Origin of the sequence: Halorubrum sp. BV1 (assembly GCF_000746205.1) — an archaeon.
Lineage (GTDB): Archaea > Halobacteriota > Halobacteria > Halobacteriales > Haloferacaceae > Halorubrum.
Genome location: NZ_JQKV01000001.1, coordinates 534,098 through 560,857 on the forward strand (window position 1 = coordinate 534,098; position 26,760 = coordinate 560,857).

The 26,760-nt window shown below is 53.7% G+C and carries 15 protein-coding genes; 4 read left to right on the plus strand and 11 right to left on the minus strand.

The genetic code is table 11. The annotated features are described in order from the left end of the window. Positions 1–293: 293 nt before the first annotated feature. From EP28_RS13615 to EP28_RS14005, 11 genes are all read right to left on the minus strand, one after another. Entirely contained in the window at positions 294–944 is a 651-nt protein-coding gene (locus EP28_RS13615; RefSeq protein WP_080506030.1) for an HFX_2341 family transcriptional regulator domain-containing protein, read from the minus strand. Continuing rightward, the gene (locus EP28_RS13995) at positions 941–1,726 is read right to left on the minus strand and encodes a hypothetical protein (RefSeq protein ID WP_155118409.1); all 786 of its coding nucleotides are present in this window, start codon (positions 1,724–1,726) and stop codon (positions 941–943) included. Before EP28_RS13995 ends, EP28_RS13615 begins: the two co-directional genes overlap by 4 nt. After that, the gene (locus EP28_RS14000; RefSeq protein ID WP_155118410.1) at positions 1,716–3,671 is read right to left on the minus strand and encodes an Eco57I restriction-modification methylase domain-containing protein; all 1,956 of its coding nucleotides are present in this window, start codon (positions 3,669–3,671) and stop codon (positions 1,716–1,718) included. Before EP28_RS14000 ends, EP28_RS13995 begins: the two co-directional genes overlap by 11 nt. Positions 3,672–3,789: 118 nt before the next feature. After that, entirely contained in the window at positions 3,790–5,631 is a 1,842-nt protein-coding gene (locus EP28_RS02670; protein WP_049982450.1) for an ATP-binding protein, read from the minus strand. Continuing rightward, positions 5,628–6,908, minus strand: coding sequence for a DNA double-strand break repair nuclease NurA (locus EP28_RS02675; RefSeq protein ID WP_049982451.1), 1,281 nt, complete (start codon positions 6,906–6,908; stop codon positions 5,628–5,630). Before EP28_RS02675 ends, EP28_RS02670 begins: the two co-directional genes overlap by 4 nt. Next, positions 6,908–10,192, minus strand: a complete 3,285-nt coding sequence (locus EP28_RS02680) for an AAA family ATPase (protein ID WP_049982452.1) — start codon at positions 10,190–10,192, stop codon at positions 6,908–6,910. Before EP28_RS02680 ends, EP28_RS02675 begins: the two co-directional genes overlap by 1 nt. Beyond that, the gene (locus tag EP28_RS02685; protein WP_049982453.1) at positions 10,189–11,370 is read right to left on the minus strand and encodes a DNA repair exonuclease; all 1,182 of its coding nucleotides are present in this window, start codon (positions 11,368–11,370) and stop codon (positions 10,189–10,191) included. Before EP28_RS02685 ends, EP28_RS02680 begins: the two co-directional genes overlap by 4 nt. A gap of 119 nt (positions 11,371–11,489) precedes the next feature. Next, the gene (locus EP28_RS13620; protein WP_080506032.1) at positions 11,490–13,652 is read right to left on the minus strand and encodes an AAA family ATPase; all 2,163 of its coding nucleotides are present in this window, start codon (positions 13,650–13,652) and stop codon (positions 11,490–11,492) included. A gap of 116 nt (positions 13,653–13,768) precedes the next feature. Beyond that, positions 13,769–14,098, minus strand: a complete 330-nt coding sequence (locus EP28_RS02690; protein ID WP_155118411.1) for a hypothetical protein — start codon at positions 14,096–14,098, stop codon at positions 13,769–13,771. A gap of 47 nt (positions 14,099–14,145) precedes the next feature. After that, entirely contained in the window at positions 14,146–15,303 is a 1,158-nt protein-coding gene (locus EP28_RS02695; RefSeq protein ID WP_196219588.1) for a tyrosine-type recombinase/integrase, read from the minus strand. Positions 15,304–16,287: 984 nt separating this feature from the next. Beyond that, positions 16,288–16,584 carry a hypothetical protein gene (locus EP28_RS14005; RefSeq protein ID WP_155118412.1) on the minus strand — a complete coding sequence of 99 codons (297 nt, stop codon included), beginning with the start codon at positions 16,582–16,584 and terminating at the stop codon, positions 16,288–16,290. Positions 16,585–16,910: 326 nt separating this feature from the next. Between EP28_RS14005 and EP28_RS02710 the strand changes: the two genes are divergently transcribed. From EP28_RS02710 to EP28_RS14515, 4 genes are all read left to right on the plus strand, one after another. Further along, complete coding sequence (locus EP28_RS02710) at positions 16,911–21,035, plus strand: hypothetical protein (protein WP_155118413.1); 4,125 nt, start codon at positions 16,911–16,913, stop codon at positions 21,033–21,035. 238 nt (positions 21,036–21,273) lie between these two features. Then, the gene (locus tag EP28_RS02715; protein ID WP_155118414.1) at positions 21,274–21,873 is read left to right on the plus strand and encodes a hypothetical protein; all 600 of its coding nucleotides are present in this window, start codon (positions 21,274–21,276) and stop codon (positions 21,871–21,873) included. After that, positions 21,870–23,612, plus strand: a complete 1,743-nt coding sequence (locus EP28_RS02720; RefSeq protein WP_049982460.1) for an Hsp70 family protein — start codon at positions 21,870–21,872, stop codon at positions 23,610–23,612. Before EP28_RS02715 ends, EP28_RS02720 begins: the two co-directional genes overlap by 4 nt. Continuing rightward, a complete protein-coding gene (locus EP28_RS14515) occupies positions 23,593–26,667 on the plus strand; it encodes a hypothetical protein (RefSeq protein WP_155118415.1) in 3,075 nt (1,024 codons plus the stop codon). Before EP28_RS02720 ends, EP28_RS14515 begins: the two co-directional genes overlap by 20 nt. The last annotated feature ends 93 nt before the right edge of the window (positions 26,668–26,760 follow it).

The following is a 26,760-nucleotide window of genomic DNA, read 5'->3' on the forward strand; positions in this document are numbered from 1 at the left end:
AGCGTTTCAAAAAGCTTCGGTTGCTCCGACGTCATCAGTCCAGAAACACAAAATCGAATTTTGACTGTTTGACGACATTCTCTTGTAGTTCTTCGTAGTCTGACGGTACACATGTTCGAAACCCTGCTCTCCGTCGGTACAGTTGAGTCAATAACTCTTGTTGAATCTGTTTCAGTAGAGATCACAGGCCCATTAGTCACGAGCTTTAGTGGTGGTTTAGCCCTTGGCAGCGTTTTGACAGGCGTTATCTTAGTCGTCGGGGGCGTTGCCTATGTTTTATTTATTGACAAATCTTAGGCTGTCCAAGAGAGGTACAATCGCCCCATATCGGTTAAATAGACGCGTTTGCTGCGGCCCTCAGTTTGTGTTTCTAGGAGCCCCTGTTCTGTGAGCCGATTGACGTGGTAACTAATTTTCTGGGCAGCCTCACCAAGCTCATCTCCAATTTCCCTGTAGATTACGCCTGTACGGCCTTGTTCGTCCCATCGCCCGATAGTCTTCAGTACGTCAAGCTGAAGCCCGTCAATTTCGAAGGTGAGCGGTTGTCTGGGGGTTGGAAGTTTTAGTACAAGGTCGTCAATAGACTCGTCACCTGTCTGTGGCTCCAGTACGTAGTAAGGGGTTGCGCCAACAAAGAATGCTGACGACGTTGCGCCGCCAGCTACGAGGTTAGTGCCGCCTGTAATATTGATATAAATATCTCTATCAGGATTTTCCTTGGTAATATCTACGACCGCATCTACAACATCTCGAAGATCAAATGCGTTGATTACTCGTTGATTTACATCGTAACCAAAGCGATCTAAGTCTGCGGTTAGCTCATCGCCCGTTTCAAGAAACGCGTCGCTTGTAAGCAGACAAACCGATTCTACACTACTGAATGCCCGAAGACCACGGTGGATGTGTTCAGTTGCGCGTCCGTGGGGAGTAATGTGCAAACTCACGAATTGTAGAGCCAGACCTTTTTAGCTGGTTCACCGGCTTTAGGGTTTTCCGGCGGACTTAATTTGACGATATGTCCTTCTGAGGGAAAGAAATCCAGTGGAGCCTCAAATTTAATTCTGGAGCCACCCTCTTCCCGCGAAAACGTCGTAATCCACCCGCCCTTACGATCGTTGAAAATCTCGTCTACAAATCCTACTTCGTACCCTTTCTCACCGTTCAACTCGCCGGCTTTCCCTGACTGTTCTAAGGAACCAAGTTGGAGAATACGTAGCCATAGCCCCAAAATTTGTTCAATAATTTCCCATATTAAATTAAGCATACTCGTTAGCAATGGATCCGGTTGGCCAGGTGGTGTCTTTGGTCCCTGTTCCCCTGAATGCTCGTTATCATCACGATACTTTTTGAACGGGGCGAGGACGAACTCCTGCTCAAATTCAATACGTTCCTCCAGGTAGACGCTAGCAAACAGCCGGAACCATCGAACTAGGTTCACTATGCCGTCGTTGTGTCTTTCCGGTTTCCACTCCAATTTATTATAGAATTTTTGATGCCTAATGCCTGCGCCAATTATTTGCTTGACGTTAGTATAGAGGGCCTGCCCTACAGAATTGTTGCTCGTCGCAGCTTGTGTGAGCTCCATTGCCGAGGTAAACGCGTTTTCAAAATCTTCCCTGATCTGTTCATCCTCAAGTTCGTCAATTATGATGGTTTCTGCGATGTCACGAGCATCCTCAATTTGTTCGTCTAATAGCTTGCTTGGCGTATGGGTTTCAAACACCATCCGACTCCACCTCCGGAGTAAAATCGGGTACCGGAAGCTCACGCAACGCACTGATCGTTATGTACCGGATAGCACTTCCAGTCCGGTTGGCTTCCAAAATCCTGTTCCCCAGGTCTGACTCGAAAAACTTCTGATACTGGGTTGCTAGGTGATCAGAATCGAACTTGAGTACGGCCCATCGAGATGACGGAATCACCTTGCGATTAACTCTTCTGACCACGGTATCTCCCCCCTTGATTGAGATGAGAATGTCTGTTGGTGTCGCAATTGTTGAAACCGTACTTGGCGATCTCACCGACAATTCTTCGAGCTCAATATCACGAGTTGTGTCAAGATAAGGGAGACCTGGGTCGGCTTTCTCTGGCTTCCGTGTCGTTCCGGACGCAATATCTGCAACTCGTTCTAGGGTGGTAACCGAATCAAATTTGCCATGAAGGGCTTCTAAAACGTCTTTTTCGCCCCTAATCTGGGATGGGAGAAGTGTTCGTACTTCATCAGGATCAATTTCAAGAATATCGGCATCACCATCGCGAACAATTTCGATGGCGGTACTGACATCTTCTGGCCCGGTATGATTCGGTTTAGATGAGACGTCAACAGTCGCAATCAACTGCTGATATGGGGAGTATGATTTACGAACCCGAATGACGGCACCTCTGAAGCTAACGTCGGAGAAAACACCACCACCGAACGTAATGATGGCCTCAAAAGTGACGTGGTGGAGGAGGAGATCTCGTAGCTCTTTTGACTGGTCACCTGCGAGAACGTATTCTGGGACAAGCGCAACCATCTCTCCCCCTTCTTTTAGAAGGGAAAGCGAACGTGCGATGAACGCTTCTTCAATCCTGATTTCAGATCGTGAACCACCAAGCTCAGGGATACGATCAGCAGAAATTCTTCCGCCTACGGGAGGGTTCAATACAATTTGATCGAACTGACCAATTGAGTTAACGACGCTGTCATCATCCGGGGCCCATTCAAAGAAGTCCGCACAGACGCTATCGACTTTGTCACCTTGTGTTCCAAGTTCATTAAGGAACACCGCAACAATTGTAGCCCCTTCAGTTATCTCTACTCCGGTGGCTTTGGCGTCGCGAGCGGCGATTTCCCGACATAAGACTCCGAAGCCGCTTGCAGGATCCAGCACTCTATCGCCTGCTTCTACCCCAGCAAAGTCAACCATCGGTTTTGCAACTTCTCGTGAAAGTTGCTCTGCGCCCATCTCTGCTCGGCCAGCGAGTTCGTCAAAAAAACCAGATGCTACATCAACAGACGTCTTTGACAGCTTGAAGCTCCCGAAGTAATTGAATACCGCACGAGTGATCTCTATCGTGCGGGGTTCGGTATCAACGTCGTTTAGGGTATCAAAGTATGTCTCAAGTGGATCCTGGAGACTCTTGATTTGCTTCTCAAGATCGGCAGAAGTGTCGATCTGAACCCCTTTTCGTTCAGCAGTAATCTGATAGAGTAGTGCAAGAAAAACATCCGCCTTGACGTCAAACTCATAGCTATCCAGATGATGCGTTCTCAGGTCGTCCAACAACTGCCGCAATAAGAATCTAGCTTCGGCGGCTGAGTCTAATGGACGACCTGTATCTACATCCTGAATACCCGGGAACGACGAGAGCGTTGTCGGCTCGGCGTCATCTTCTCCGTAGCTAAAGAAATAGTCAAGATCAGGCGTCATAATCGCACCATACTGTGCCTCGCTGTTTTCAAGATATTCGAACAGTTGCTCACGTCCACTCCTGAACCGAGCGTTGCTCTCGTCTCCTGTCTTAACTTCGACAACCAAGAACACCTGATCTCGATCAGGGCCCTCGTAAACGACAAAATCTGGACGGAGCGTCGTATCCGCTAATGAATGCCCCATCCCTACTCGTTCAGAACCGTAATGATGTGCAAGCCGCCGCCGCACCTTTTGGGCAAAGTCGTCTTCTTTCACTAACAATGACTGAAACAGGTGGGCCCTAATACCTTCTCCAAGACAATCAAAATCTGATTTTGATTTACTGGATATTGATCACTTCCCGATACAACAATCACATATTACAGTCGACCAGCTAATCGTGCTTCGTCACGCAGTCTGGGAGACCAATTACTTCAACCGCTTCAACGTCGGGGGCTTTCACAACGGCTTGCCCCTTACCAAATTTGGGGATGTCACGCTTGAATCCACGCGGGATTGAGGGCACTTTTTCAACGACTTCCTCCCGCAGGCCGAGGAAGATGTTCGTGTTGATTTGCTTCAGGATGTCGTCGTCGATGTCTTCTGGGTTCTGCGTGATCATCATCAGCCCCAGTTTGTCTTTGCGGCCCTGTTTGACGGCCTCTCTTGCACGCCGAACGATGTATTGTTCGCGTAGGGAATCGGGGGACGAAAAGTAGTTGTGGGCTTCGTCGACGGCGACCAGCATCGGCGTGTTCTTGATCTGGTCGACTACGTGGTGGTCATCGATCTTGTTCTCAATGATGTACGAGAGGATCGAGAGCACGGTCAGGTGTTCTTTCGCACCGCGAAGGTGGCTTGTAGGAATCACGGTTACTTGGCCCTCCCGGAACATGTCATTATCCAGGTCGGTGAGCGACGACATCCCCTGATCGAACACGTTCTCGAATGTCGGGTCCTTGATGCGGCGAATCATCGCTGACCAGGTCTGGCTCGCGATCTCGCTATCGTCTTGGAGTTCCTCGTTCGTTTGTACGTAGGATCGGAAGTCGGTGTACGTCGGCGTCTTCCCTTCAGCATCGGCATGGTCGAAGTACGAGTCGAGGGCCATTTCCAGAGCGCTACGGATGGTCTCTCGCGGCTGGTACGGCATCAACAGCTGTGGACGCGATCGGACGAGTTCGAAGGGGATGCCGAACGGTTGCTGCGTTCCCGTTCCTGGGTTCGGCACATTCCCGATGTTTGGGACGAACACTTCGAGATCGTCGACGCCACCGACCTTGATCCCCTGTCGACGTAGCTTCTGTTTAGTTTTCTCGTCGAGTTCGGGATCCTCGCCCATCTGCCAGTATTCGTTCTCGGGATCGAGGATCACGGTATTCAGCCGGCCCTGTAGCTGTTCGCCCGATTCGTGGTGTTCGATGGGATAACGCTGCCCGTCGACGAACTGCCGCAGCAGATTCTTCGTGAAGTGTGTCTTGCCTTTCCCGGTAGAGCCGGCGATGAGAGAGTGTCTGAAAATCGCTGGTTCACCAGGTTCGGGTTCCCCTGTCTCAGGATCGATCCCTGGATTCGACAGATAGTACGGGAATTTGTCGCCGTCGATGATCATCTCTTCGCCGCCGACCGAGAGGTAGCCACAGAACGGGCCCTCGTCGGGGATGCTCAGGCCGGTTCGAAGGTACTCGTCGTCGCGGGAGAGGCTTACCGGTGTGTTTGGCTTCGGAATCCGATTCACAATTCCTCTGTCCAAGTTCCCGTCCTGCGTCGGACTCAGGATCGCAATCGGATCAAGGGACGCAACCAGGACGAACTCTGACTCGTCGAGATCCTGATGACGGCTAATGTGGTTGTGCGTGTCTGATTTGTCGTCCAGATCGGTGTAGGGTTCGTAGCGAAGCTTGTCTGTGACCGCGAAGAGTTCGTCGTTACTTTTCGGGTAGGGAATTTGGACGTAATCTCCCACGCGAACTTCGTCACGCTCGGTGGTGGTAATGAACGCGTTGACGTTGTACTCGTCGCGGCCGACCATGATCTCCTCGCTCGCGAGGACGTGGCCGATTTCGCCCTCGGCGAGATCGCCGTCGGCGCTCGGGACCGAAGTCTCAGGAACGCCGTTGGTGGTGCTGGACTGGTCGGATTCACTCGGCGACTCGTCAGTAGCCGTGGTTGAGCTGTCGCCGTCGTTTTCGAGAGTCGGGTCTTCGTTCAGGAGGTCGTCGATGTCGTCAGTCATGGTTCTGGGTCAACGTCTTCGATGTCGCTCCAGCGGCCGTCCCAATTGTGGTCGAAGGACGCTTCGCTCGAGCGGATCATGTTCCGGATTGTTTCGCGGTTTTCGCTCGTGATGCGGGCGATACGATCGGCGCGGCCGACGGCACCGGGAACGTCCTGCTTCTTCGCAATTTCCTTGAGGGTCTTGTACTGGACGTCTCTCCGTCGACCTTCTTCTCTGACCATCAGATACGGGGCTTCGACACGCAGGACATCGCCTGTCTTCGGGAGTCTGACGTAGAAGAACGCCCGTCGGTAGTCGCTCGCGTCGCCATGCGAAAGTCTGGACTCAATGCTGTTGAGCAGGTCGAACGACTGGTTCCGAAGGGGGAGTTCTTCCTGTACGAACCAGGAGGAGTACGTCAAATGGTCGAGGCTGCTGTCTCGCAACACTTCGCCCATGAACTGATGGTCTCGCGTCCAAGGAACGTCGATGCGTACACCGTCGTCGTCGGTGAGATTGTGGCGCGAGATTTTCTCATCGAGTGCCGTGAGGACTTCATCCATCGTCGACGTCTTTACGACGCCGACGACGGGCAGGTCTTTCTCGAACTGTTTGTCGACGAAGTCAGCATAGTTCCCGAGGATTCGGCGAGGGACCTCCCACGAACCTGCGGGCGTCGACCGGCCGATTTCGTCTAACAGGAGCCAGTAGACAACTCCCAGAGGATAGACTGCGCCGTCGATGAAGCAGACACCGTCGATACTGTCCGCGTTATCAACGAGGTGTTCGCTTTCGGCCAAGTGCTGTGCGGCAGTTGCGACGTCCTTCGACAGGTTACGTGATCGACCAACGTCCGGGAACCGAATAACCTCCCCTTCAACGTCCCCTTCGACGGCGTCAGTATTGTGAAGCGTACTGTCGCTGTCGGCGAAGTGTACGACCGTCTTGACGGTTCCACCTTCTTCGATCGAGTGGTCTGCGCCCTGTCCAACGACCCCAATCTTTGCGTAGGCCGTGTCGACGATCAGGCCGTTGTTGAATTCAATCGGCTGGGTGGTACTTGCGTCAAGCCCATAGGTTGGCTGTTCCCACGGGTCCTCCGTCCACGTTCCGAGTTCGCTGAGCCGGGTCTTCCGATAGCTGGGCTGCTCAAGTACCTCGACTGACCCACCAGAGTGGCTGAGTTGGTCGAAGAGTTCTCTTGCGTAGGCGGCCTGCTCGTCCTGTTCACGTGGGACGTTCGCATCGATGTGGTCGAACAGACTGCGAACGACAGAGAGTGCGTTTGACTCCATCAGTCGTCCCCTATCGCGGTTTCGTTACCACCAGCGGCTCGCATCTCGACCTGACTCGTGTTGGTTTCCTCGTCGATGGTGATTCTACATTCGTGGTCAGCTCCGTGAATCAGGCTTTCCTCGTGGCTGACGACAATGACCTGTGGGACGTCCCAGCTCTTGATCGTATTGAGCATCTCCTCGAGCTGGCCGACATGGCCCTCGTCGAGGAAGGTGGTTGGTTCGTCGAGAATGAAGGGTGGGAGTTTCCCGCGGTCGCCGCCCTCAAGTTCGGCGATCAGACGGTAAATCCCGGCTCGGAGAGCGAGATTGACGATCGCTCTCTCGCCACCACTAGCGTTGCTGGGGTCCTCTAGGTCGCCGTCGTTGCGAAGTAGTTTCAAGTCGTATTGGAGGTCGCCCTTGTTTTCTACCTCGCGAATGATGACCTGCTGATAGCTGCTGTTTTTGTAGACTTCGTCGAAGATTTCGTTCGTGTACTCTCGCAGATACCCGAGATACTGCTCGCGAAGCTCTGACTTGGAACCCCGGTACGCAGCCAGCATCGTGTCGATCTCGCCGATGACCGCGTCTGCCCACTGGTACTGGCGTTCGTAGCGATCAATGTCTTCCTTCAGCTCGCGCAGACTCTCCAGGTCCTTCTCCAACGATATGCGCTCGTCGCGAAGGTCCTGAATTTCCGATTCGTAGTCTTCGACGTCCTCTTCCAACTCCTCGATGCGTTCCTCGAGTTTGTCGCGGTCGTCTTGCAGACTTTCGACATCGGTGTCGCCCAGTTCTTCCTCGAGGTCCTCTCTCTCACCTTCCAGGGTGCTAATACGTTGGTTTAGGTCCTGTATTTGCTCGTCACAGTTGCCGACAGTTAGCTCGTGGCGATCGATGGCGTTCTGGAGGTCGTCGATCTCGTCGTACTTGTCTTGGGCGTCACCGACGTGTGACTGGATTTCCTCAATCTCGTCGACGCGTTCTTCGGCCTCCTCAAGTGCCGCCTCTTTTTCCGCAACTGTCTCCTCTTGTGCTTCAATCTCTGACTCTAGTTCGTTAATCGTCTCTTCGGCGTCCTCGATTTGTTCTTCGAGATCACCGATGTCCTCCTCTAAGTCTTCAACCCCGTCTTGGAGCGTTTCGACCGTATCTCGTTGCTCTCCGACGTCGTCGAATGTATCGAGAACCGCCTCGCCAGCGTCAACCTCTGCTTCGAGTTCTTCGACCTGTTCACTCCGCTCAGACTCTTTTTCCTCAAGCGACTCGATCTTATCTTCCAACTCAGAAATCTGGCCCTCCAGTTCGCTGATGTTGGACTCTAACTCGTCGACACGCTCCTCAGCGTCGTCTACCTCGCCCTGTTTGTCGTCCCGGGCGCTTCGCTTCTCCTCGAGTACCTCGTCGCGATAGTTGATTGCGTCACGAACCTCGGCGAGGAGGCCGTCGAGGGCCGTGCGTTCGTCCTCGAGGTCGGATTTTCGGTCGCGCTTCTCGTTGAGTTCCTCCCGAACTTGAGCCAGTTCGTTCTCGTAGTCTCCGATTTCGTCTTCGACGTGGGATTCGTCGACGTCCTGGCCACATTTGGGGCACTTATCCTCGTCACTGAGATTCTGGACTTCCTCAATGTCTTCTTGGAGCTGGTCTTCCCGCGTTTCCAACCCGGCGATCGATTCACTAACCGATTCGATCTCGGACGTCAGTTCATCCTGTCTGCCAGGAATACGTTCGTCCCGAACCTCGGCCAGACTATCCGCGGAAATCTCCAGCCTGAGAGAGTCCCCCTCCTGCTGGAGCGCCTCAACCCGACTGTTGAACTCTTCTTTTGCCGCCTCAACCTCGGACTCTAACTCCTTTAACGCCTGCTCGCGCGAATACAGTTCATCATGTGCCGTTTCGAGGTCAGCCTCAGCGTCCTGAAGGTCCCCCTCTTTGTCCCCCAGTTCGTCTCGCTTTTGTTCGAGCTCTGTCCGAACTCTGGTGAGGTCTTTGTCGGCTTCCTCGCGCTCGTCATCGAGTTCGTCGACGCGTGCTTGAACTTCCTCGCGAACGCTATCGTCGACCTCGTCGATCGATGTTTCCGGGAGGAAGTCTGCTGTCTTTTCGTCACGTCGATTAACGCGGCGCTGCAACTCGTCTTCCTCGTCAGACAGCTCTTCCTGCCTTTCCTCGAGCGTGGCTTCCTCTTCAGCGAGTTCGCTTTCAAGCGACTCTAACTCGCCTTCTTCATCACTGAGGTCGCCCTCGAGGTCTTGGAGATTGCCACGAGCCGTCTCTAATTCACCGTCCCGCTTGGTGCGTTCTTGTTGCGCGTCAGTATACTCCTCTTGGACGGAATCGACAGCCTCCTCGGCGGCAGCCGCTGTACCCAAGTCGTACTCGACGGCTTCGTCCAACTCGGTGATCTCCTCTTCCAGTTCCTCGATCTCGGCGCGGTTGGCCTCGATGGCGTCTTGAGCATCTTGTTTCTCCTGCCGTTTCTCGGCCCGGGAACTCTCAGCGTCCTCGATCTGGGACTCCTTCTCTTCTACCTTCTCCAGTGTCTCCTCGTAGGACTCGATCTTCGCTTCAAGATCGCCACGTCGGTCATCCAGCTTGTCGATGAACTCCTCTACCTCTTCTTTCTCTCCCTCCGTTTCCTGAATTTCGTCAGTAAGGTCGCTAACATCGGCCTCGAACTGGGACTCGTCGCGATTGTACTTTTTCTCGAGTTGCTGTTCAGCCTTTTCGCGATAGTTCTCGTTATCGCGTCGAATGCGCTTCGCCCCGCGTTTTGCCCCCTCCATCTTCGTGATGTACTCGTCGATTACATCGAGGTTGAGGAGGCTATCAATCAGTTCAGTCCGGGTGTCGGCATCGATGAGTCGGTTGATCTCTCCTTGGCGGACGTAGACGCTCGCCGAGAAGTCGTCCTTGTCCATCCCGAGGATCTTCTGAATCTCATCTTTGACGTTGCGGACCTGACTCACTGGCTCGGAAAGCGCAGGGGACGTAAGCGTCGCGGACGGGCCTGTGCTCGTCGTGTAGAATGTCCATTCGACCGTGTAGTCTACCCCGTCAATCTCGAACACCAGTTCGATGTGGGCTTTGTCCTCTCCACGGCGAACCAAGTCGTCAAGGTTGAAACTCTGGTTGCCCGCGCTGGTAATGTCAGACAGAAACAGTCCGCCGAAGATTCCCATCAGGAGTGACGTCTTCCCAGCACCGTTTTCTCCGTGAACGAGAATCGTTCCTTCCGGGAATTCGACCGTCTGATTCTCGTAGCTGCGGATGTTCTGGAGGGTCAACTCTTTGATTCTCATTCTGCCACCTCCTCAGCAGCGTCGGTCTCATCATCGCTGAACGCACCATCCTGGGCCTGTTTGACGTCTTCCTCGATTTCGTCAGCAACGCCGTCCCTGTTGTTCGGCAGGCCCTCGTCGCCGCGAACCCGTTCGTCGATTGAGAGCGCCGTATCGCTCAAACCCTCGTTGGCGATTTGTTCGTCGATGATTTCGTCTGGATTCTGAATGTCGCCTTCGGGACCGTCACCTAGGTTGAGTTCCTGCCGGCCGCGGTCGTCTTTGATTTTGGCGACTGCGGCACCACGATCCATCACGGCGCTATAGACATCGCTCGATGTCAGGGCGGTGCGTTCGCCTCGAAGGGTCACGTGTGCGACTTTGTCTTTGAGGACGTACTGATCGAGAACATCGTTGAGACGACTGTGTGCGTCGCCCTCGCTGAACTCGATTGAGATCGGGGCGAACTCGCGCGTGTCCAGCTCGCGCTTCCGTCGTCGAACCGAGCCGTCTTCGATCTCGAGCAGACTCACGCTCCGCGGTTCTTCTTCGGTGAGGCTACAGCGCTCGGTCGAGCCAGCGTACCAGACCGGAACGTCATCGACGACATCCTCCTCTGGTTTGTGGTAGTCGCCGAGGGCAAGTGCATCCAAGTCGATCCCGACGCGATCGACCACTTCCTCGGTAGAGTGATCGGCCATGAAGTCTTCTGACCCGGGAATCGGCGGTGCGAGCAGTTGGTGCATACAGAGGAGCGTGAACGCGTCCGGGTCCTCGGGCGGTTCGAGGGTGAAGTCCTTCGAGTGCCAGGACGGTTTGGTGACAGAGTCGATACCGTAGACAGCGACGTCGCCGCCAACTATCGTCGGGGCCCGAGACAGCCGCTCGGCAGTCCCTGTTTCCCGAATGAGGTCGAGCCACTGTTCGTCCATCTTGCGGTCGTGGTTCCCCACGATTCCATAGAACGGAATGCCTGCCTCGTCGAGTTTCCGTAGTGTCTGAATACAGCGGGTGACTTCGGGCAGTGAAGGTGTTCGGCTATCGAATAAATCGCCGGTGTGAATGACCGCATCCACGTTTTCATCCACAGCGATGTCGATTGCCTGGTCGAATGCCTCAGCCATGTCGTCTTTCCGTAGGTCACTTCCGTACTGACGGTTCCCGAGATGTGTGTCGCTGACATGGAGGAGCGTCGTCATTGATATTGTACTCTCCCCAGAGACATTCGTGCGTGATAAGGATTCGCGAACCAAGGTGGAAGTAAAGTTAGAGAACGAATTTTTTGAACTCTGATTATATAATAGGCAACACCAATCGATTAATTGAAAATTTGCTCAAGAAATGTTTCTATATCATTGTTCTCGTAACTATCTAAAGACTGGAATCGACATCGTAGTTCACTGAGATTGTACTCTGACGGATTAAATTTGAGTGCAGCATCGCGTTTGTTCCCCCCACTATAAGGATAATAGTCCTCCAATTCGCCGCTTAGTAGGAGAATATTTTCTTCTAGTAGCTTTTCAACCACTGTTACACGTTCATTCTCTACCGATTCCGATGCCCATAGTCGATTAGGGGGTGACGAGATTTCCCCCTTAGCTAGAACTTTCGTAAGTAATTCCGCATCATCTTCATTCGTCTCTCTTCCGTCTTCAATTCGCTCTTTTAGCTCCTCGATCTCGCTAAAGGCATCCTCCCATGGCATCGTCCTGAATTTGATATTAAGATCATTCCCCGAATACCGGGGTCCAGAGAAAGTTTGCATAACTGCGTCTTCTAACTCTTGCAGTTTTTCTATCGCTTCTTCAGAGGAGATTACTGTTTGGCACTGGCCTTTGGCCGCGTCAATATCAAATATGACATGTGTTTCTATTCCTAAATCATCAAGAAAGCGTTTGAAACGACATACGTCCCCCTTTCCACCAGCATTGATAACCGGGATACCATGGCGAGCAAAATTCCAGTCTGAATTAAGTTGGGACGCCATCTTTTGAAAAACGATTTTGTCAGAGAGGCCTTCAACAAGAACGACTTTTTCTGCAAAGATGTATGATGAGATACTCTCGAGATCGGTTAATCGGGATTGGTTAGCGTCACTTTGCTTTTGGAGAATACTATGAAATTGGGTAACAGTCGTACCGGTTTCTTCTCCCTTACGTACTATATTGATGGTATCTAGAATGTCCCCCTGAATCATAACTGGAGAATGTGTTGAAAGAATCACTTGAGCATCGGTACTGGTTAACTCGCTTAACGTGTTCAGTAGTGTCTTCTGAAGGGAGGGGTGGAGGAACAACTCAGCCTCTTCGTATAGAATCAACAGAGGCCTAGGATTTTCCACAGGTTCACCATCCTCTGTTAAAGTAAAACGTCCAGACCGAATATCCATAAGGGTGCGTAAGAGACTGAAAATAACAGTTCGTTTCACTCCCTCTCCAACATTCTCTTTTGACAGGTCCTCAATGTAGTCTTCCTCTATCCGTATATCGGCTTCTTTGAAGAGATATTTAGTCGAAAACTCAGGAAGATCAATTTGTACTGACTGTTCCTCAAACGCGCTGCTAAGGTATCCACTTATTCGTTCTTCAACTCTCCTGATACTTTCGTGATCCCGTGGATGGAAGTCACCGACTTCCTCTTGGAATTGTTTATCGAGTTCCTCTTGAATTTCATCTTGGATATGATTAATGAGATTTCCAAATTCTCCACCTCGTTGTGTTGCTGATTCAACTTCACGAATAGCTGGAATGGAAATGACCTGTGGAAGAAAATTATTAAGGATAATTTTCTTTGTACCTTTCTTGAAATCTGTTGGTTGAAGTTCGAAATTAATACTATCTGGTCGTGATTGGATGAATTCTTCCAGTTTTGTTTCCCAGATCCCCTTCTGACGGTGTTTTGAGTCTATTAGATCAGCAACTTCAGGGAATTCTTCCTTCATATCGCGCTCATAATCATCCTTTGAATAGCTCTTATCACCGTCTTTCTGATCATCCCAGCGGGAATCCCGGTATTGCTCAAGATGTTCGATCGACAGTCGATCGTCTTCTGGTCGAAAATCAAGGAGTCTTGAAACGGGGGACCGACTTTTCGCATTAACCTTCCGACAAATAGCCAATATCTCTTCATAATCATCAGACAATCTTTCGAACCCAGCCCCTCTCAGCAATCCCGGGTCAAGAAAGGAAGCTTCTATTCTGTCCCTCTTTTCGGGATCATCTATCTGGTTTAGATCCTCCTCTCTCACTTCGAAGAACCCGTGAATTTCAACCGGCATCTCAGTCTTTTTCTGCCAAAATAGTTCGTCATCCAGATTCTTTTCTCGTTCACCAAGTAGGAATTTTACAGCGGATAGGATATTTGTCTTCCCTGCATTGTTCTTTCCAACTAAGCAGTCTAGTCCAGCGAACTCGATAGACTCGTTCCCGGACTGCCCCTTGATAGAACGATAGTGGTCAACCTCAAGATCGATAAGTCGCATACCCTGTCAGGTATTGTTAGCCGTATTAATCTAATGGACAAAACAGTTCGTCGACGAGGTTCTCATTAGAGGTTCCGTCAACAGTCATATTTTGGCAAAGGTTCGTGGACAATTCGTTAGTTGAACTCCTGCTGAGCCTGTTTCTCGTGCCGATACTGGCTCAGGAGCTTCGGTTCCCAATTGAGCAGGTCTTCGCGCGTATCGATTCCACGCTTTTCGAGATAGCGACTGACAGCGTCAGCAAACTCTATAGCCGTATGGGCGTCGGCTTGTGAATTGTGTTCCATGGCTTCAGCGTAGACCTGTCCAGGAACAACTAGCGGTTCGGCCCAGTCGTCTCGGAGCATCACTAGCCGCGCTCGGAGAGCTGTGTCGAACAGTGTTTTGTCCGGCTCCCCGATGGGTTCTCCGAGGAGCTTAGCTTCTAGCCGGACGATCTCGGCCATATCTGGCTCGAAAGAGTTCTCTTCCGAGTCATTTTCGCGGCTCATAGTTAGCCGAGATACCCGCCCTGGCTGTTGCCATAGACTTCTTCGTAAATTTCCTGACGCAGTTCGCGTCGATCGGTCTTGTCACGCTGATCGTAGTGCTTTTTAATCACTTCGGGGGTGACGTCGCAGCGATCAGCCAGAATTTCGATCGGAATGTTATTCGACCTCTCAGCCGTCAGATAGCCCTTCCTGACGGTGTGGGTTGACAGGGAAGACGGACAGTTTGAGGCGTTGTCGATGGTCTGAGCAGCCTCGCACGAGTCCGGATCACGGTCGTGGGGGCACTCCTCCCCGATCTCGCACGGACGGGTCCACTTGTAGATGTACTTGCTGATCGTCGATTTTGCAATTCGACCGTGCGTGGTCGTGATCAGGGGTTCGCGACCGTAGTCGTCGGTTGCTTCAGTCCGGTTGTGTTCGATGTAGTCGTCGATGATCTCGGCGACCTCTTCGGAGATGTTCACTTCTCGCTCTCCAGCCTTCTTGTTTTTCAGCGTCGTTCCTTCATCGATCCGGTGGTGGAATTCGATGAAGAGTTCGCTGCGGTCGGTGTGGATGTCTTTGAGATCGAGCGAGTGAACGCCACCTCGTCGGCAGCCTAAGGCCCCGAGCAGAAGCCAGATGACGTGTTCGGTCGTGGCGTACTCGTACTCTTCCAGATGCTGGATGATGTCATTCGCACGGTCTTTCGACAGGTATTCCTCTCGGACTTCGTCTTCGTAGCTGAGTTCGGGAGTCTGAACTTTGTCAGCTAATCCTGCGTCGACTCCCTCGATGTCTTCGAGGACCCGGAGGAAGTTCCTCATCAGATACATCTCGTCACGCATCGTCTTCGGACTGAGCGTCTTGTGTGACGACTTCTCTCGCCTCCAGGCTCGATATTCACGCATCGTCCGGCCGCTGAGCGCGTTGAGGTTGTTAATTCCCTTGAGCGCGCAAAACTCGACGAAGAATTCCAGACTCCGCCGGTAGTCCTGAACCGTCGATTCGACGAGATCCTCACGACGGTCCTCGAGGTACATATTCACTGCCTCTTCTGGGCCGATCGGCTGGAGGGCACTTTCCTCATCGAGTTTCTGCCGAATCGTGTCCAGCTCAGAGCGAATCGTTTCGAGGCTCTCGACGTTCTCAGATCCCCCGCGACCTGGTTGAGCACCCACGTTACGACCACCCCCGTTCCGAGTTGAGGTGTCCATCCGATACGGTGTCCGCTCCGCTGTAGATCGGAGATTTATTTACTTGCGAGCGATACGCCCTCGTAGGCGCGTACGTGGCTTTCATTGAGTGGAGTGCGCGCTTGATCGCCGGGCGTTGCACCGCCCGGCTGTACTTCACGACGACATGCCGTCGTCGGGTCGATTCAACAAGGAGTGACGGCAATAGTCGTATTAAACGCTGAGCATTTCTCCCGGAATCTCAGCCACGCTCTGAATTCACAAATGTACGTTCAATCCTTTCAGAATGCGTTTTGTGGGCCTTTTCAGTTACTTCGCACACACGAACTATATCGAATAATTTAGAACGTCTTCCGGTAGATGTTCTCAAAAATGTCTGGAGGTCGCCCACAACGAGTTGACGACGATCAAATTCTCGAACTCTTTTTTGAAGCGGACAGCCCCGTTCTTACGACGGCAGAAATCGCAAGTGATCTTCCGATAGGTCAGCGTGCAACAATAGATCGTCTCTCTTCACTAAGCCAACGAGCGATTCTAGCAGAAAAGGACGTCGGGCAAGCAGGTCGTGTTTGGTGGCTCAAAATCCTCACGTGGCATTATCCATCGGTCGACAAGGATTCCTCAATAACTGAGCAGTTAGACCCCGAGAAGCCGCGTGGCACGCGCTTGCCGACATCTGACTGGACAAACATGGACCAGTATCTCGCTGTACAACCTGACGAGCGATACGAGCCTCGAGTCCCAGAACGACAACGCGCAGTACGAGCAGCATATGAGTACCTCTCCGATAAGGGACGGCCAGTATCGAAACGAGAATTCATCTACGACGTTTGGCCCGAACAGCAAGCCGGGTACAAGACTCCAACAACGTGGTGGCAGGAATTAATCCGCCCTCATTTGTCCGCTGTCGACACAGTCCAGCTAACTGACTCTCAGGAATGGACACTCAAGAGTCGGTAGGTCGATAAATCACTGATCTTCTGGAGGTGACTGTTCAGGAGCTTCTGATTCTGTATCTATGTCGCTTATTTCGAGGTCATCGACGGCGCTGATGAGTGTCTCCCCGAGAGCTCGAATACCATCATGATCTCCACGGATGGTCGCACGCTTCTTTTCGCCGTCCCGTGCAGCTGACAGCTCGATAGCTACGCCCCGAGGATCGCTCCCGGCGGGGGCAACCACTCGTGCTTCAACAAGGGTTGGCCCCTCATTGGGAACATCGTGGTCAAATAATGTCAGTAGCTTCTGAATTTTCTCATCCGTCATACGTGAACCGTTGATTCTCATCAAGGAATAGTTTTGTAATCAGCGAGACACCCTCGGCGATTATACTCATTGTGAGGTTCGCAGGGGCGTACAATCGGACTGGTTTCACTGAATCAATTCCCATAGCGTTTTAAGAAGCAACAAGGTATGCCCCGGTGCCTGCATCAGAATAAACGACACGCTAAGAGCCTAACTGCCTGAGAACCGGGGGATCCCCGGAACCTACACCCTCTGGTTCTCGCTCGGGTATGTTAAGCCCTGGTATCTACCAGTGGCAACTCCAGAAATGCCGAGTGACGTCTTCGGGCGTCGGGCCTCACAACCAGATGTCGAACGAAAACAGCCCTCCATCCATAGACGCGTCCGATTCACTCTCTCGAACAGACATCCAGACGCACTACGAACGAATCAAACCCGCTCTCAAACCATTAGGCGAGGTACTCGACAACCCGACAGGGCTTGTCTACGATAGGAACGGTTGGTATCGGACTCGTGACAACGACGATATAGACCAGATCGAGAACGGGTTCGACAAAAAGCGCCGAATGCAGACGATTCAGCGCGACTTCGATCACGCTGTCAGCCAAGTCGATCGATCTCTGTACGTTCTGACATCCTACAAATCGCTGAGTTCGATGAACAATTGGACAGCGGCGACGCTCGATGGTACGACCTATCGATATGAACCTGGGAAGTCCCCAACGCCCGATACAGCTGATCTGCGCGCCGTCGGAACGTGGGGAGACATCGACCTAGCCGACGATCTAAAACCCAAACGCGGTAACCTCTCTGAATCCACACGTAACACAGCTGAGGAAGCCCTCCAGGCCTATGCGGACGAATTGGCGACCCTGTACGGCGGCCACGACGCAGTATTCATGCTCGACTCTGTCGGTGGAGCCTACATCCTTGGTACTCCAAGCGCTACGCTTCCGATAGCCGACCTCTTTGATGATGACCTGGAAGCTCGCGGATGGGTTTTCGAAGAGTTCATCGACCGATCGAACCACTGGCTCAGAGACGCCGAAAAACGCGTCAACGACCGTGTCCCCGGTGCAGAAGAAGTAATCCACCCAGACTGGGTTAATAACCAAAACCACCAGTACAAGGCGCCACTGTCCCTCCACGGCGACCATGATGCCGTAGTCACTCCTATCGACCCCGAAGCTGTCACGTACTCAGTTACGCCGATCGAAGACGTCGACGAAGAGTTGCTGAATGAGGTCCAAACGTGGGCTAGCGCGCTCACCAGTATCGAATATACGAGCCGAATTGGGTCTCTTGTTGAGGCCCTCTGGCCAGACTACGCCGAAGATGCTGACACCTGGAAGAAAGCTCTCAGATCGTGGGTCAAAAATAAGCGTGAACGAGAGCAGCGTCGTCAAGAACGCGTGCGTGAAGCAGAGGAACGTCAGCAAGAACTCTCCGGTGAACTCGAAGGCGTACAGTTGACTACGGATCGTAGCGTCGTCGAGGCGGCTGTCGAGAACATTGACGTGCGCGAACTCGCGAAAGAGGTTGCTGACATCTGGCACGGTGAAAAGACGCCACCTCGCTTCGGTCCGCCATGGCATGAGGATCACAATACTGGCCAGTCGACCTTTGCCGATCGCGATAAGTTCCATGATAATGCTGAGGGCTGGAACGGGAATGCAGCCGTCCTTGTCGCACTTACAGACGGGATTAGCAATGACGACGACCTGACCGGGGATGAATACCCCCGAGCAATAGATGCCCTCCGAGACCGCGGATACTCGATTCCAATCTGGGTGCCTGAAGCCGGAACGGACCGGGCCGATGGGGAGGAATACACTCGAACCCCGCTGTGGGCGCTTCGCAAAGCGGCAGTCACGCTTGGAATCTGCGAGACAGATGACTTCGTCAACAAGGAGACGTCGTCGGGAACGTATCCCGACTTCCCCGATAATGACACTCGAACCTCAGTCTTGGAGGCTCTCGAAGAACGTGACATCGATCACGGGTGGGATCTCAACCAGTCCGAGTCGCTGACTGCTCAATACCAGATTCAGTCCTGTACGCCACCAGTAGACAAGTCGGCGTCGTTCGATGTCCAAGAACGCTGGGATGCTCTTCAAGAAGACCGGTATGATGAGTTCCTTGACGCCGACTCGGTCACGATTTTCGCCGATCCGCCCGGCACTGGAAAAACTACGAACGCTGCGTTAGCGGCGGCTCAGCGAGATCGCTCATACAGCATACTGTTCAGTATGCACGAGAAGGCTCGTGAGTTCATCAAAGATGACGCATCCCCCGCCGGCGCGTACCATCTGAAAGGCGCCGAACAGAAACGAAATGACGAATGTATGGATGCGGATCATCAGGACGAGCAGTGTCCGACTCACGGAACCTCCAGCCGGTGCCCCTCAATGTGCCCGATCTATGACTGTCCGAGCGATAATCCGCTCCGCGAGCAGTTTGAGCGCGTCGTTGATGAAGTTGGCCCGGTTGAAGCGCACCTGCTACTTGACCCACATGACGGGTCTGAATGCGCGTATCTCAAGCAGTTCGACGACCTTGAGTACAAAGATGCAATTGTTGGCGTCCACGAATATCTGCAACTGAAGACCGTCGCAGATGAAAGTCGAGACGTTCTCGTAGACGAGAAGCCGCGATCACTGATTTCAGAACGGACACTCTCCGCGAATCAACTGCTTCAACTCGAAACGGTACTCTCTGAAATCGGCGACACAATCGAGAACAAGAACCCAGCCGAAAGTCGGACACTGAACGCGATCGGAGAATTCGCAGGTGAACTCGCGAGCGCTGTGAGTAACGGAAACCCGCTCGATTCTGTTCAACCGCCTCAAGTTTGCTGGACGTCTTACGAGACCTACAACGACGTGGCCGGCCATTATCGCGAATTTAAACCCCCCGCAGAGGACCAGCCCTGGCAGTATGGAGAAGTCTTCGCAAGGGCGAAAATCAAATTCAACGAGACAATCCTCTCCCGTATTGAGGACGGTACCTGGACGGGCGTTCCGCTGGCATTCGACGCGCTCATCGCCGCTGCAATTGAGGCTGGACTCCCCCGAGACCCGCTTTCCAAGGCATACGCTCTCCCCCTCAAACTGTCACACTGCCCACGCTGCAAGGACCAACTTGCGATCGATGAGCGCGGAATTCGCGTCTGTGAGAACTGCGCCTGGCAGGAAGACGAAAACAACCTCATTCAAAAGCAGACCGAACGGGCGAGAGTTAATGCCGAACATGAGGGGACAAACCTCGTTGTCCGGGCGCTTCCTCTCCTGTCCGACCTGCCGTCCTCGCCGCTCATCCTTGATGCTACGGCTACGCCCGAACGTATCGGCGCACTCTTCGGCGATCCTGACCCGCTTGTCACAGGCGATGACTCGCTTGAGAGCGATATGAAGCTGACACAGATAACCGATGGTCAATATCACGGTGGAACCATCCAAAAGTCCGAGTCACTGCGTGAGAAAATCCAAGCGGTCATTGACGAAGCCGGCTACCAGTTCGACCAGCCGCTATTCATCTTGCGTAAAGACCTCGTGAGCGAATTCGACCTTCCAGAGAACAGTGAAGTTCTCAACTATCACGGTGCTCGTGGGCTCAACCGGACGGGGTGTGACGCTGTCTTCTGTATCGGCGCCCCGCATCCATACCTCCCAGAGCTCCAAACGGAAGCTGAATTACTCGCGCAGCATCGTGATGACCTTCGGTCAGGTGGAACGGAATACAGTACCCGTCGCGAGGAGGGTACGCTCGCCGCAAACCCCCCAGTGTATCGCAAACTCAACTACGAGAATGAAAACGGCCGCGGGCGCGCAGTCCCGACGAAACACTATTCGGGCCTTGTCGGCGCGCTATTTCGTGAAACACGCGAAAAAGAGCTCGTACAGGCGGTCCATAGAATTCGGCCGCTTCTCGCGAACAAGCCGAAACACGCCTACCTGATCACAAACGTCCCGACCTCGCTGCCCGTCGACCGACTCGTTGAGCTTGATGAGCTCGCTACGCCGCTGGAACAGCGCTTCTCCTCTGACCGCGCAGTTGATCTCCTCCACCACCTGTCCGAAGCGGCCTGCGACCAGCCCCTGCCCCTCGAGCATCTCCCCTTTGAGGAGGAACACGGCGAGTTGTGCTTTACCAGAGGGGACTTGGCAGACTTCGCTGAGGAAAGGGGTATCGACGTTTCGATGAAGACGATCTCCAACTGGGTTAGCAGCTTTGAGGACCTTGGACTACTGGTGGAAGGAGACTATATCCCTAGGGAGGGCTCCCGGCTACGACTCAGGAAATCCACTTTGAAACGAGCGTTAAGAGTTATGTCTATTAACGCCTGCTTCAAAGTGGACGAGACCCCTTCCTGCGTTCCACCAGCGTCGCCCGCGGATTGGGACAGGCTCGCCCAGAGGCTGCTTGATTCCGAGTCACGCGAGAAAGTATTAGCTCTGTCTTCAGCTGATTAACTGACGCTCTGGCCTGTCACCCTGGAAATGAGCAGTTTCAGAGGTGACGGCACAGAGGGCGGTCCGAGCCGATTGCGCCCGCATCTCTTTCAGGGGCGGTTGCGAAGGCTGCGGCTGATATAAACGTGGTTTAAATCTTAGATATATCACCGCGCTTGGTTTGTTATTTTTAGTAATTTCGCACGTTTCAAGCCCGGTTTAACGTATTTACCGCAGGAGTATCGAGTTCTATCAAACGATGGAATCGACAACACTCGATCGGTATGATACAGGAACAGTCTGGACACGGATGCTCGCGCTGACCGAGTCCAGCGCAGATGGAGCGGGCACCGTGCGTCGCGAGGAGGTTCTCAAAAACGACCATGGGCAGTACCTGCTCTGGCAGGCTGAGACAGAACAGGCAGTCGACTCATGGCAAGACTGGCAGCCAGCCGAGATCGAAGTAACAGCTCTCGACGAAGACGCGCTAGCGGACTGGTACAAGACCGCCTACGAACATGACGAGTTCAACGTGCTAGCGACGGACGAGCTCATCGAAGAGATCGCGCTTGAACTCGGTGAGCCACTCAACATCCACATCGTCGAGGCAGACTCAGAATCGCCGTATCCGTCGCCAGCAGCCCGCTACCCGGATAGTCACACGATGTTCGCGTCGTGGCTGTCGGGCGAACAGGACGAGCTGGCCGAGCAACTGGACGCACTTCGCCAGCAACTACTCACAGACTCGCTCGACGAGCGGACAGTCACTGAGGCGCGGCTCTCGTTAGGGCATCTTGAGCGCGGGATCGCCAGTCTTCAACCGGATGGCGTAGACGACGGGGGGATGGGAGGCGGATGACTGACCCGCCTGCACTGGGGATCGACCTCGGGACGACGAACAGCGTCGTCGCCGTGGTGGAAGGAGAGCAGCCCGAGACGCTGGTGAACTCCGAGGGGGATCGGTTGACGCCATCGGTAGTCGCTATCTCGGACGCTGGCGAGCGGCTGGTCGGGGCAGAGGCGGCGAATCAGGCCGTAAAGAACCCAGCGGAGACGGTTGAATCGGTCAAACGACGAATGGGAGATGACGTCACCTTCGATCTTCAGGGGGACGAGTATCTGCCAGAGCAGGTTTCGGCGATGATTTTAGCGAAATTGAGGCGCGACGCTGCGGAGTACCTCGGTGGTGAGTCACAACGGGCCGTTATTACGGTGCCAGCGTATTTCTCCGAGGACCAGCGTCAAGCGACGAAGGATGCGGGCGCTATCGCCGGGTTTGACGAGGTTGCGATTTTGAGCGAGCCGGTTGCGGCCGCGGTCGCATACGGCTTGCACGACGAGGACGTCCGGACGGTCGCGGTCGTCGACCTCGGTGGTGGCACCTTCGACGTGTCGCTTATTGAGCAAGGGTCGGCGAACGACTTCCACGTCGAAGCGACAGCCGGGGATACAGACCTTGGGGGCGATGACTGGGACCGCAGGCTCGCTGACTGGGTTCACAGTCAGTTCGAGGCAGAACACGGGGTTAGGGCCGATGATTCCCCGCAAGCGGTTCAGCGTCTCCAAGAGGCAGCCGAGGAAGCGAAGCAACGGCTGTCCGCTCAATCAGAGACGACGATCAATATCCCGTTTTTCACGCAGGCGGACGGGCAACCGCTTCACGTCGACGAAACGCTATCGAGAGACCAGTTCGAGGAGCTCACCCAGTCGCTCGTTGATCGGCTTGAGCCGCCGATTGAGGATGTTCTCGATGAAGCCGGGATGTCGCAGTCGGAAATTGACGAGGTCATTCTGGTCGGGGGCGCAACCCGACTACCGGCGGTTGAGCGTCGAGTGGAGCGTGTACTCGGTCAAGAGCCGCGACGCGTCTTGCATTCCGACGAGATTGTCGCTCATGGGGCTGCGATTCGAGCAGTTGATTTGACTGATTCGCAATCGGCCACGCTCGTCCAGGATGTCACGCCGTTCGATCTTGGTGTCGAAACTCGTCATGGGCGGTTTGAGCCGGTTATTTCACGGAATACGACGGTCCCTGCCACGGAAACGAAGACATTCGCCACCTCGGAACGAAATCAAACGCGATTGCGGCTGTCGATTTATCAGGGCAATCGGCCGGTCGCTCGTGAAAACCGGCTGCTTGGCCACTGCGTCGTCAGCGGCTTACCGCCGATGCCACCCGGAGCGATCGCCCTCGATGTATCGTTTTCTCTCCGTCGCGATGGCACTCTCGACGTCTCTGTGAGCGGGCCGACTGGAGAGATCCACGAAGACGTCAGTGTCGACGACGTATCCGGGTTGTCGGACGAGGAAATCGAACGCATGCGACTAGAGGCAGAACAGCACGCTCGGGAGGACCAACGGCAAGCGAGGCTCGCAAAAGAAAAGACGCGTGCAGAACAGCTGCTGTCATTCGTCGAGCATAACCTTTCACAAGATCGTTTCCCAGCTCCTGAGCAGTCGGCCTTGGAAGAGGCACGAGTCGACCTGGTGGACGCGTTAGATAGCGCAGAATCGCCCGATGAAATAGAGGAGTATCGGAACGAACTAGAGCGCGCCATTCCCCGCCGACACCTTGGCCATGGGACCGATGACGACTGATTCGACCAGTATCGATGGTCGCCGAGCTGAATGGAGTTACCGACGGATCTACGTCGGGGCCAACAGTCCAGAGTTGGCATCGATAGTATCCGCTCTCCACCGTGCGCTTTCCACCAGTACCGCTGAGAGCGTTCGTGAACGAATTGAGGTACAGATAATTGGTCTCGACGAAACGGCGGTCCAGGTTCGACTTGGTGCTCCCAATGACGAGATACTGTCCACGCTCCTGTACGGGCTTCCCAGCAACTATCGCATCGAACAGTTAGACGAGGGGTTGCAACAGATCCTGGAGAGTTCCATAGGGGAGCCATTAGAAGCGTGTGAGCCCCGAGTCGATACATGGGTCCCGCGAGCGGAAGAGTTCTCGCGAGCGAAGACAGAAGCGCTCGAACGAGTTGCACGCGCCCGTTCCTCGACTAACGGCTCCGACGTCGATTTTGCGCTGCTGCCGGTTCTTCGGGCGGTTACGCGATCAGACCGTCCTACTGTGTTCCAGCTTCTCGTCAGCTCGGGGGCAAGCCAATCGCTCAGTAAACAGGGACAGGCAGAGACAAAATCGAGCGGGTTGCTTACGCCCGTTGCTGAAACTATTCGTGGTGGAAAGGCCGCAGAAGCGGACGGTTCCACCAGCGCCCCGAGCGATGCCCAGGTTTCGATTCGAACGCTTCAGTTTCCGTCTCCAGGCACGGGAGACCCGGGGAACAAAATAGCGGTGGCGTTTGCAAATCATCCGCTTACCGCAGCATTCGAGGCTAAGATCGTGCCCGACGGAGCACGAAATGGTGCCGTACGGCGGGCGGTTGCTGGTCGTCATTGTAGCGATGCAACATTCCAGGTAGGCATCGACGAACTCGCCGAGTTTCTGACTGGGCTTCCACCAGCCTCCACGTGGAGGCGGGAAGGAATCACAGGGTCAGCACATCCGGTGGAGGCAATTAATCAGCGAGTAGCGCAGTATCTGTATGATTCGGGCGTAGAATTGGGCCGACCAGTAAACGAAGCGCTAGAGGGGGAGCACCCGATTGTACTCCCAGAAGCGTTCTTCCCGCAAGTTTTCGCACGGCACGTGGTGGAGTCGTCTCCACCAAGGGGCCTCGCAGCAGACTTTGGCGAGTGTGTAGCTGCTCTTTCTGGGACGACCGTGCTCGTTCGGTCACGTGATTGGACCGAAGTAGCGAACTTCGATTTGATTGATACAGCTCTCCGAAGCTATCATGCCTCGTGCGACGATCGTGTAAAGACGGTTCGAGCTCCGGTCCTCCAGCGACAAGTTGCGAACGACGAACTCGCGTCACTGGTGGAAGAGATCCAAGACAGTGAGACATCTGCGTACATACTCGACCTTGCAGATATAGACTCAGAGGCAATCAGTAACTGTCTCAGCGCGTTCGTACGTGAACTTGCATCTGGACTGGAAGAGTCATCGAACAGCTTAGACAACTGCTCATCGACTCGAGTGGCACTCTTGCTTGATTCGATCAAATCGCTCTCGGTAGACGCTCGAAACAGGCTTCTGCTTGAACACCGCCCTGCGTCTGTCAGTCCAGCCGACATCGGATTGTCTCTTATAACTCGGCTCGAATTCCAACCAGGCGAACCCCCATCAGGATCCCATCGTCGCCACATAGAACACCTGCGCCGCCATGTGCACAGTTCAATTAGCGATCCGGCGATCGGAGGTGTATTCCTCAGCCGCTATGCTGGACCCTCGGAACTGCCAGATGAGTATTACCAACGGTTTGCGAATTATACTACAGAGCACCAGATTGCGATTATCGGATCGCCACATTTCGACGTGGATCCGCAACTACTCTCCATTCATCCGTCTCAAAAGAGTGCTCCAGCAGCAACCGAATTTGCTCGTCCCTGGGAAATTGAACGTCAGGACCTCACAGCTGACGTTTCCCTATCGTCTCAAACGGAGCCAGAAAAGCAGAGTCAGCCTACTCTCACAGAGATACCTTCGGAGAACGTTTCCACCGATAGACCGGAAACATGGCGCCCGCCAGCAGAGGCTCTTCCTGAACACCTTGCTCTCCGAGACGATTGTATTGCGTGTTTCAACTGCGGCCGTCAGCATGATATTCCGAGTATGGACGAGGGCGCTCACGGTCTCCGGTCGGCTCTCGAGTGCTGCGGACATGATGTCTCGGAAGCCGGTGTTGATAACTTAAAACAGCCGAGAGTTCCACAGGTCGATCGGAGGATCGTTGAGGAAAGCGACTACTCGCGAAAATTCCTCCAGTTCCTGAAACTCGTCTATTTTGCTCGCGCTGGAAAACTAGATGAGCAGCTGGAATACTCGATCACCGAGAGCATGACGACCTTGCGTGATGCCGTTTCCGTTGAAACTAGTGAGATCCAGCAGGCACTCGATGAAGATGAGCCTCTTATCCGGCGGGCTGACCGTCCACATCTGCTTTATACGACTACGAGTCGAGCTCGAGAGCTCCTCAACGTCCCATGGCGGCGTGGATCCGAATGGGGCGAGGGAATCAACGATCTCAACGTATCATCAGTCCATATCGAGGGGGTTCGACAGATTGAGCTATTTCTCGAGCACTGCCCGTGGGTAGATCGAGTCGAAACATATGTTGAACTCTCTGAGGACAAGTCTTGGCTCGATCGAGACCTTGTCCAGCAAATCGAGAGTGACGAACCGCCGCGAGTTGACGTCGTCGCGTTCACAGAAGGGAGACCAAATGTACTGGCTGAATTTGAACGAGATGCAGACCATCCAGCCGACTTGCGGGCTGACCAGCGACAGATGAGTGCCGTCGCGGCTACATTCGACGCTGAAATTCTGTACGTAGTTCCATCTCGACCTGTGGGTCAGCGAATTTTGGGGCAGCTTCGGCAGTCTACTGAGGAACTCGCCAGTCTTCCAGACTATAGCAAGAGCACGCAACTGAAGAGTGCCAATCAGCGGTTAGCTGAAATTGAGGCGTCCTGTGTGTCAGTAGTCGAAACCCGAAAGCACCTGCTACAGATGCGTCCGAATGACATTGTGGAGTCTGCAAGTAGTGTTCGAGAACAGGTACTTGAGTGGTATTGAGTACACTGTTGAAGATATAGACGCTGCTCTACTTACTCTCCTGAAATTGATAGTTCCGACCGATATGCAACAAGTTATACTCCAAGTTGGGTT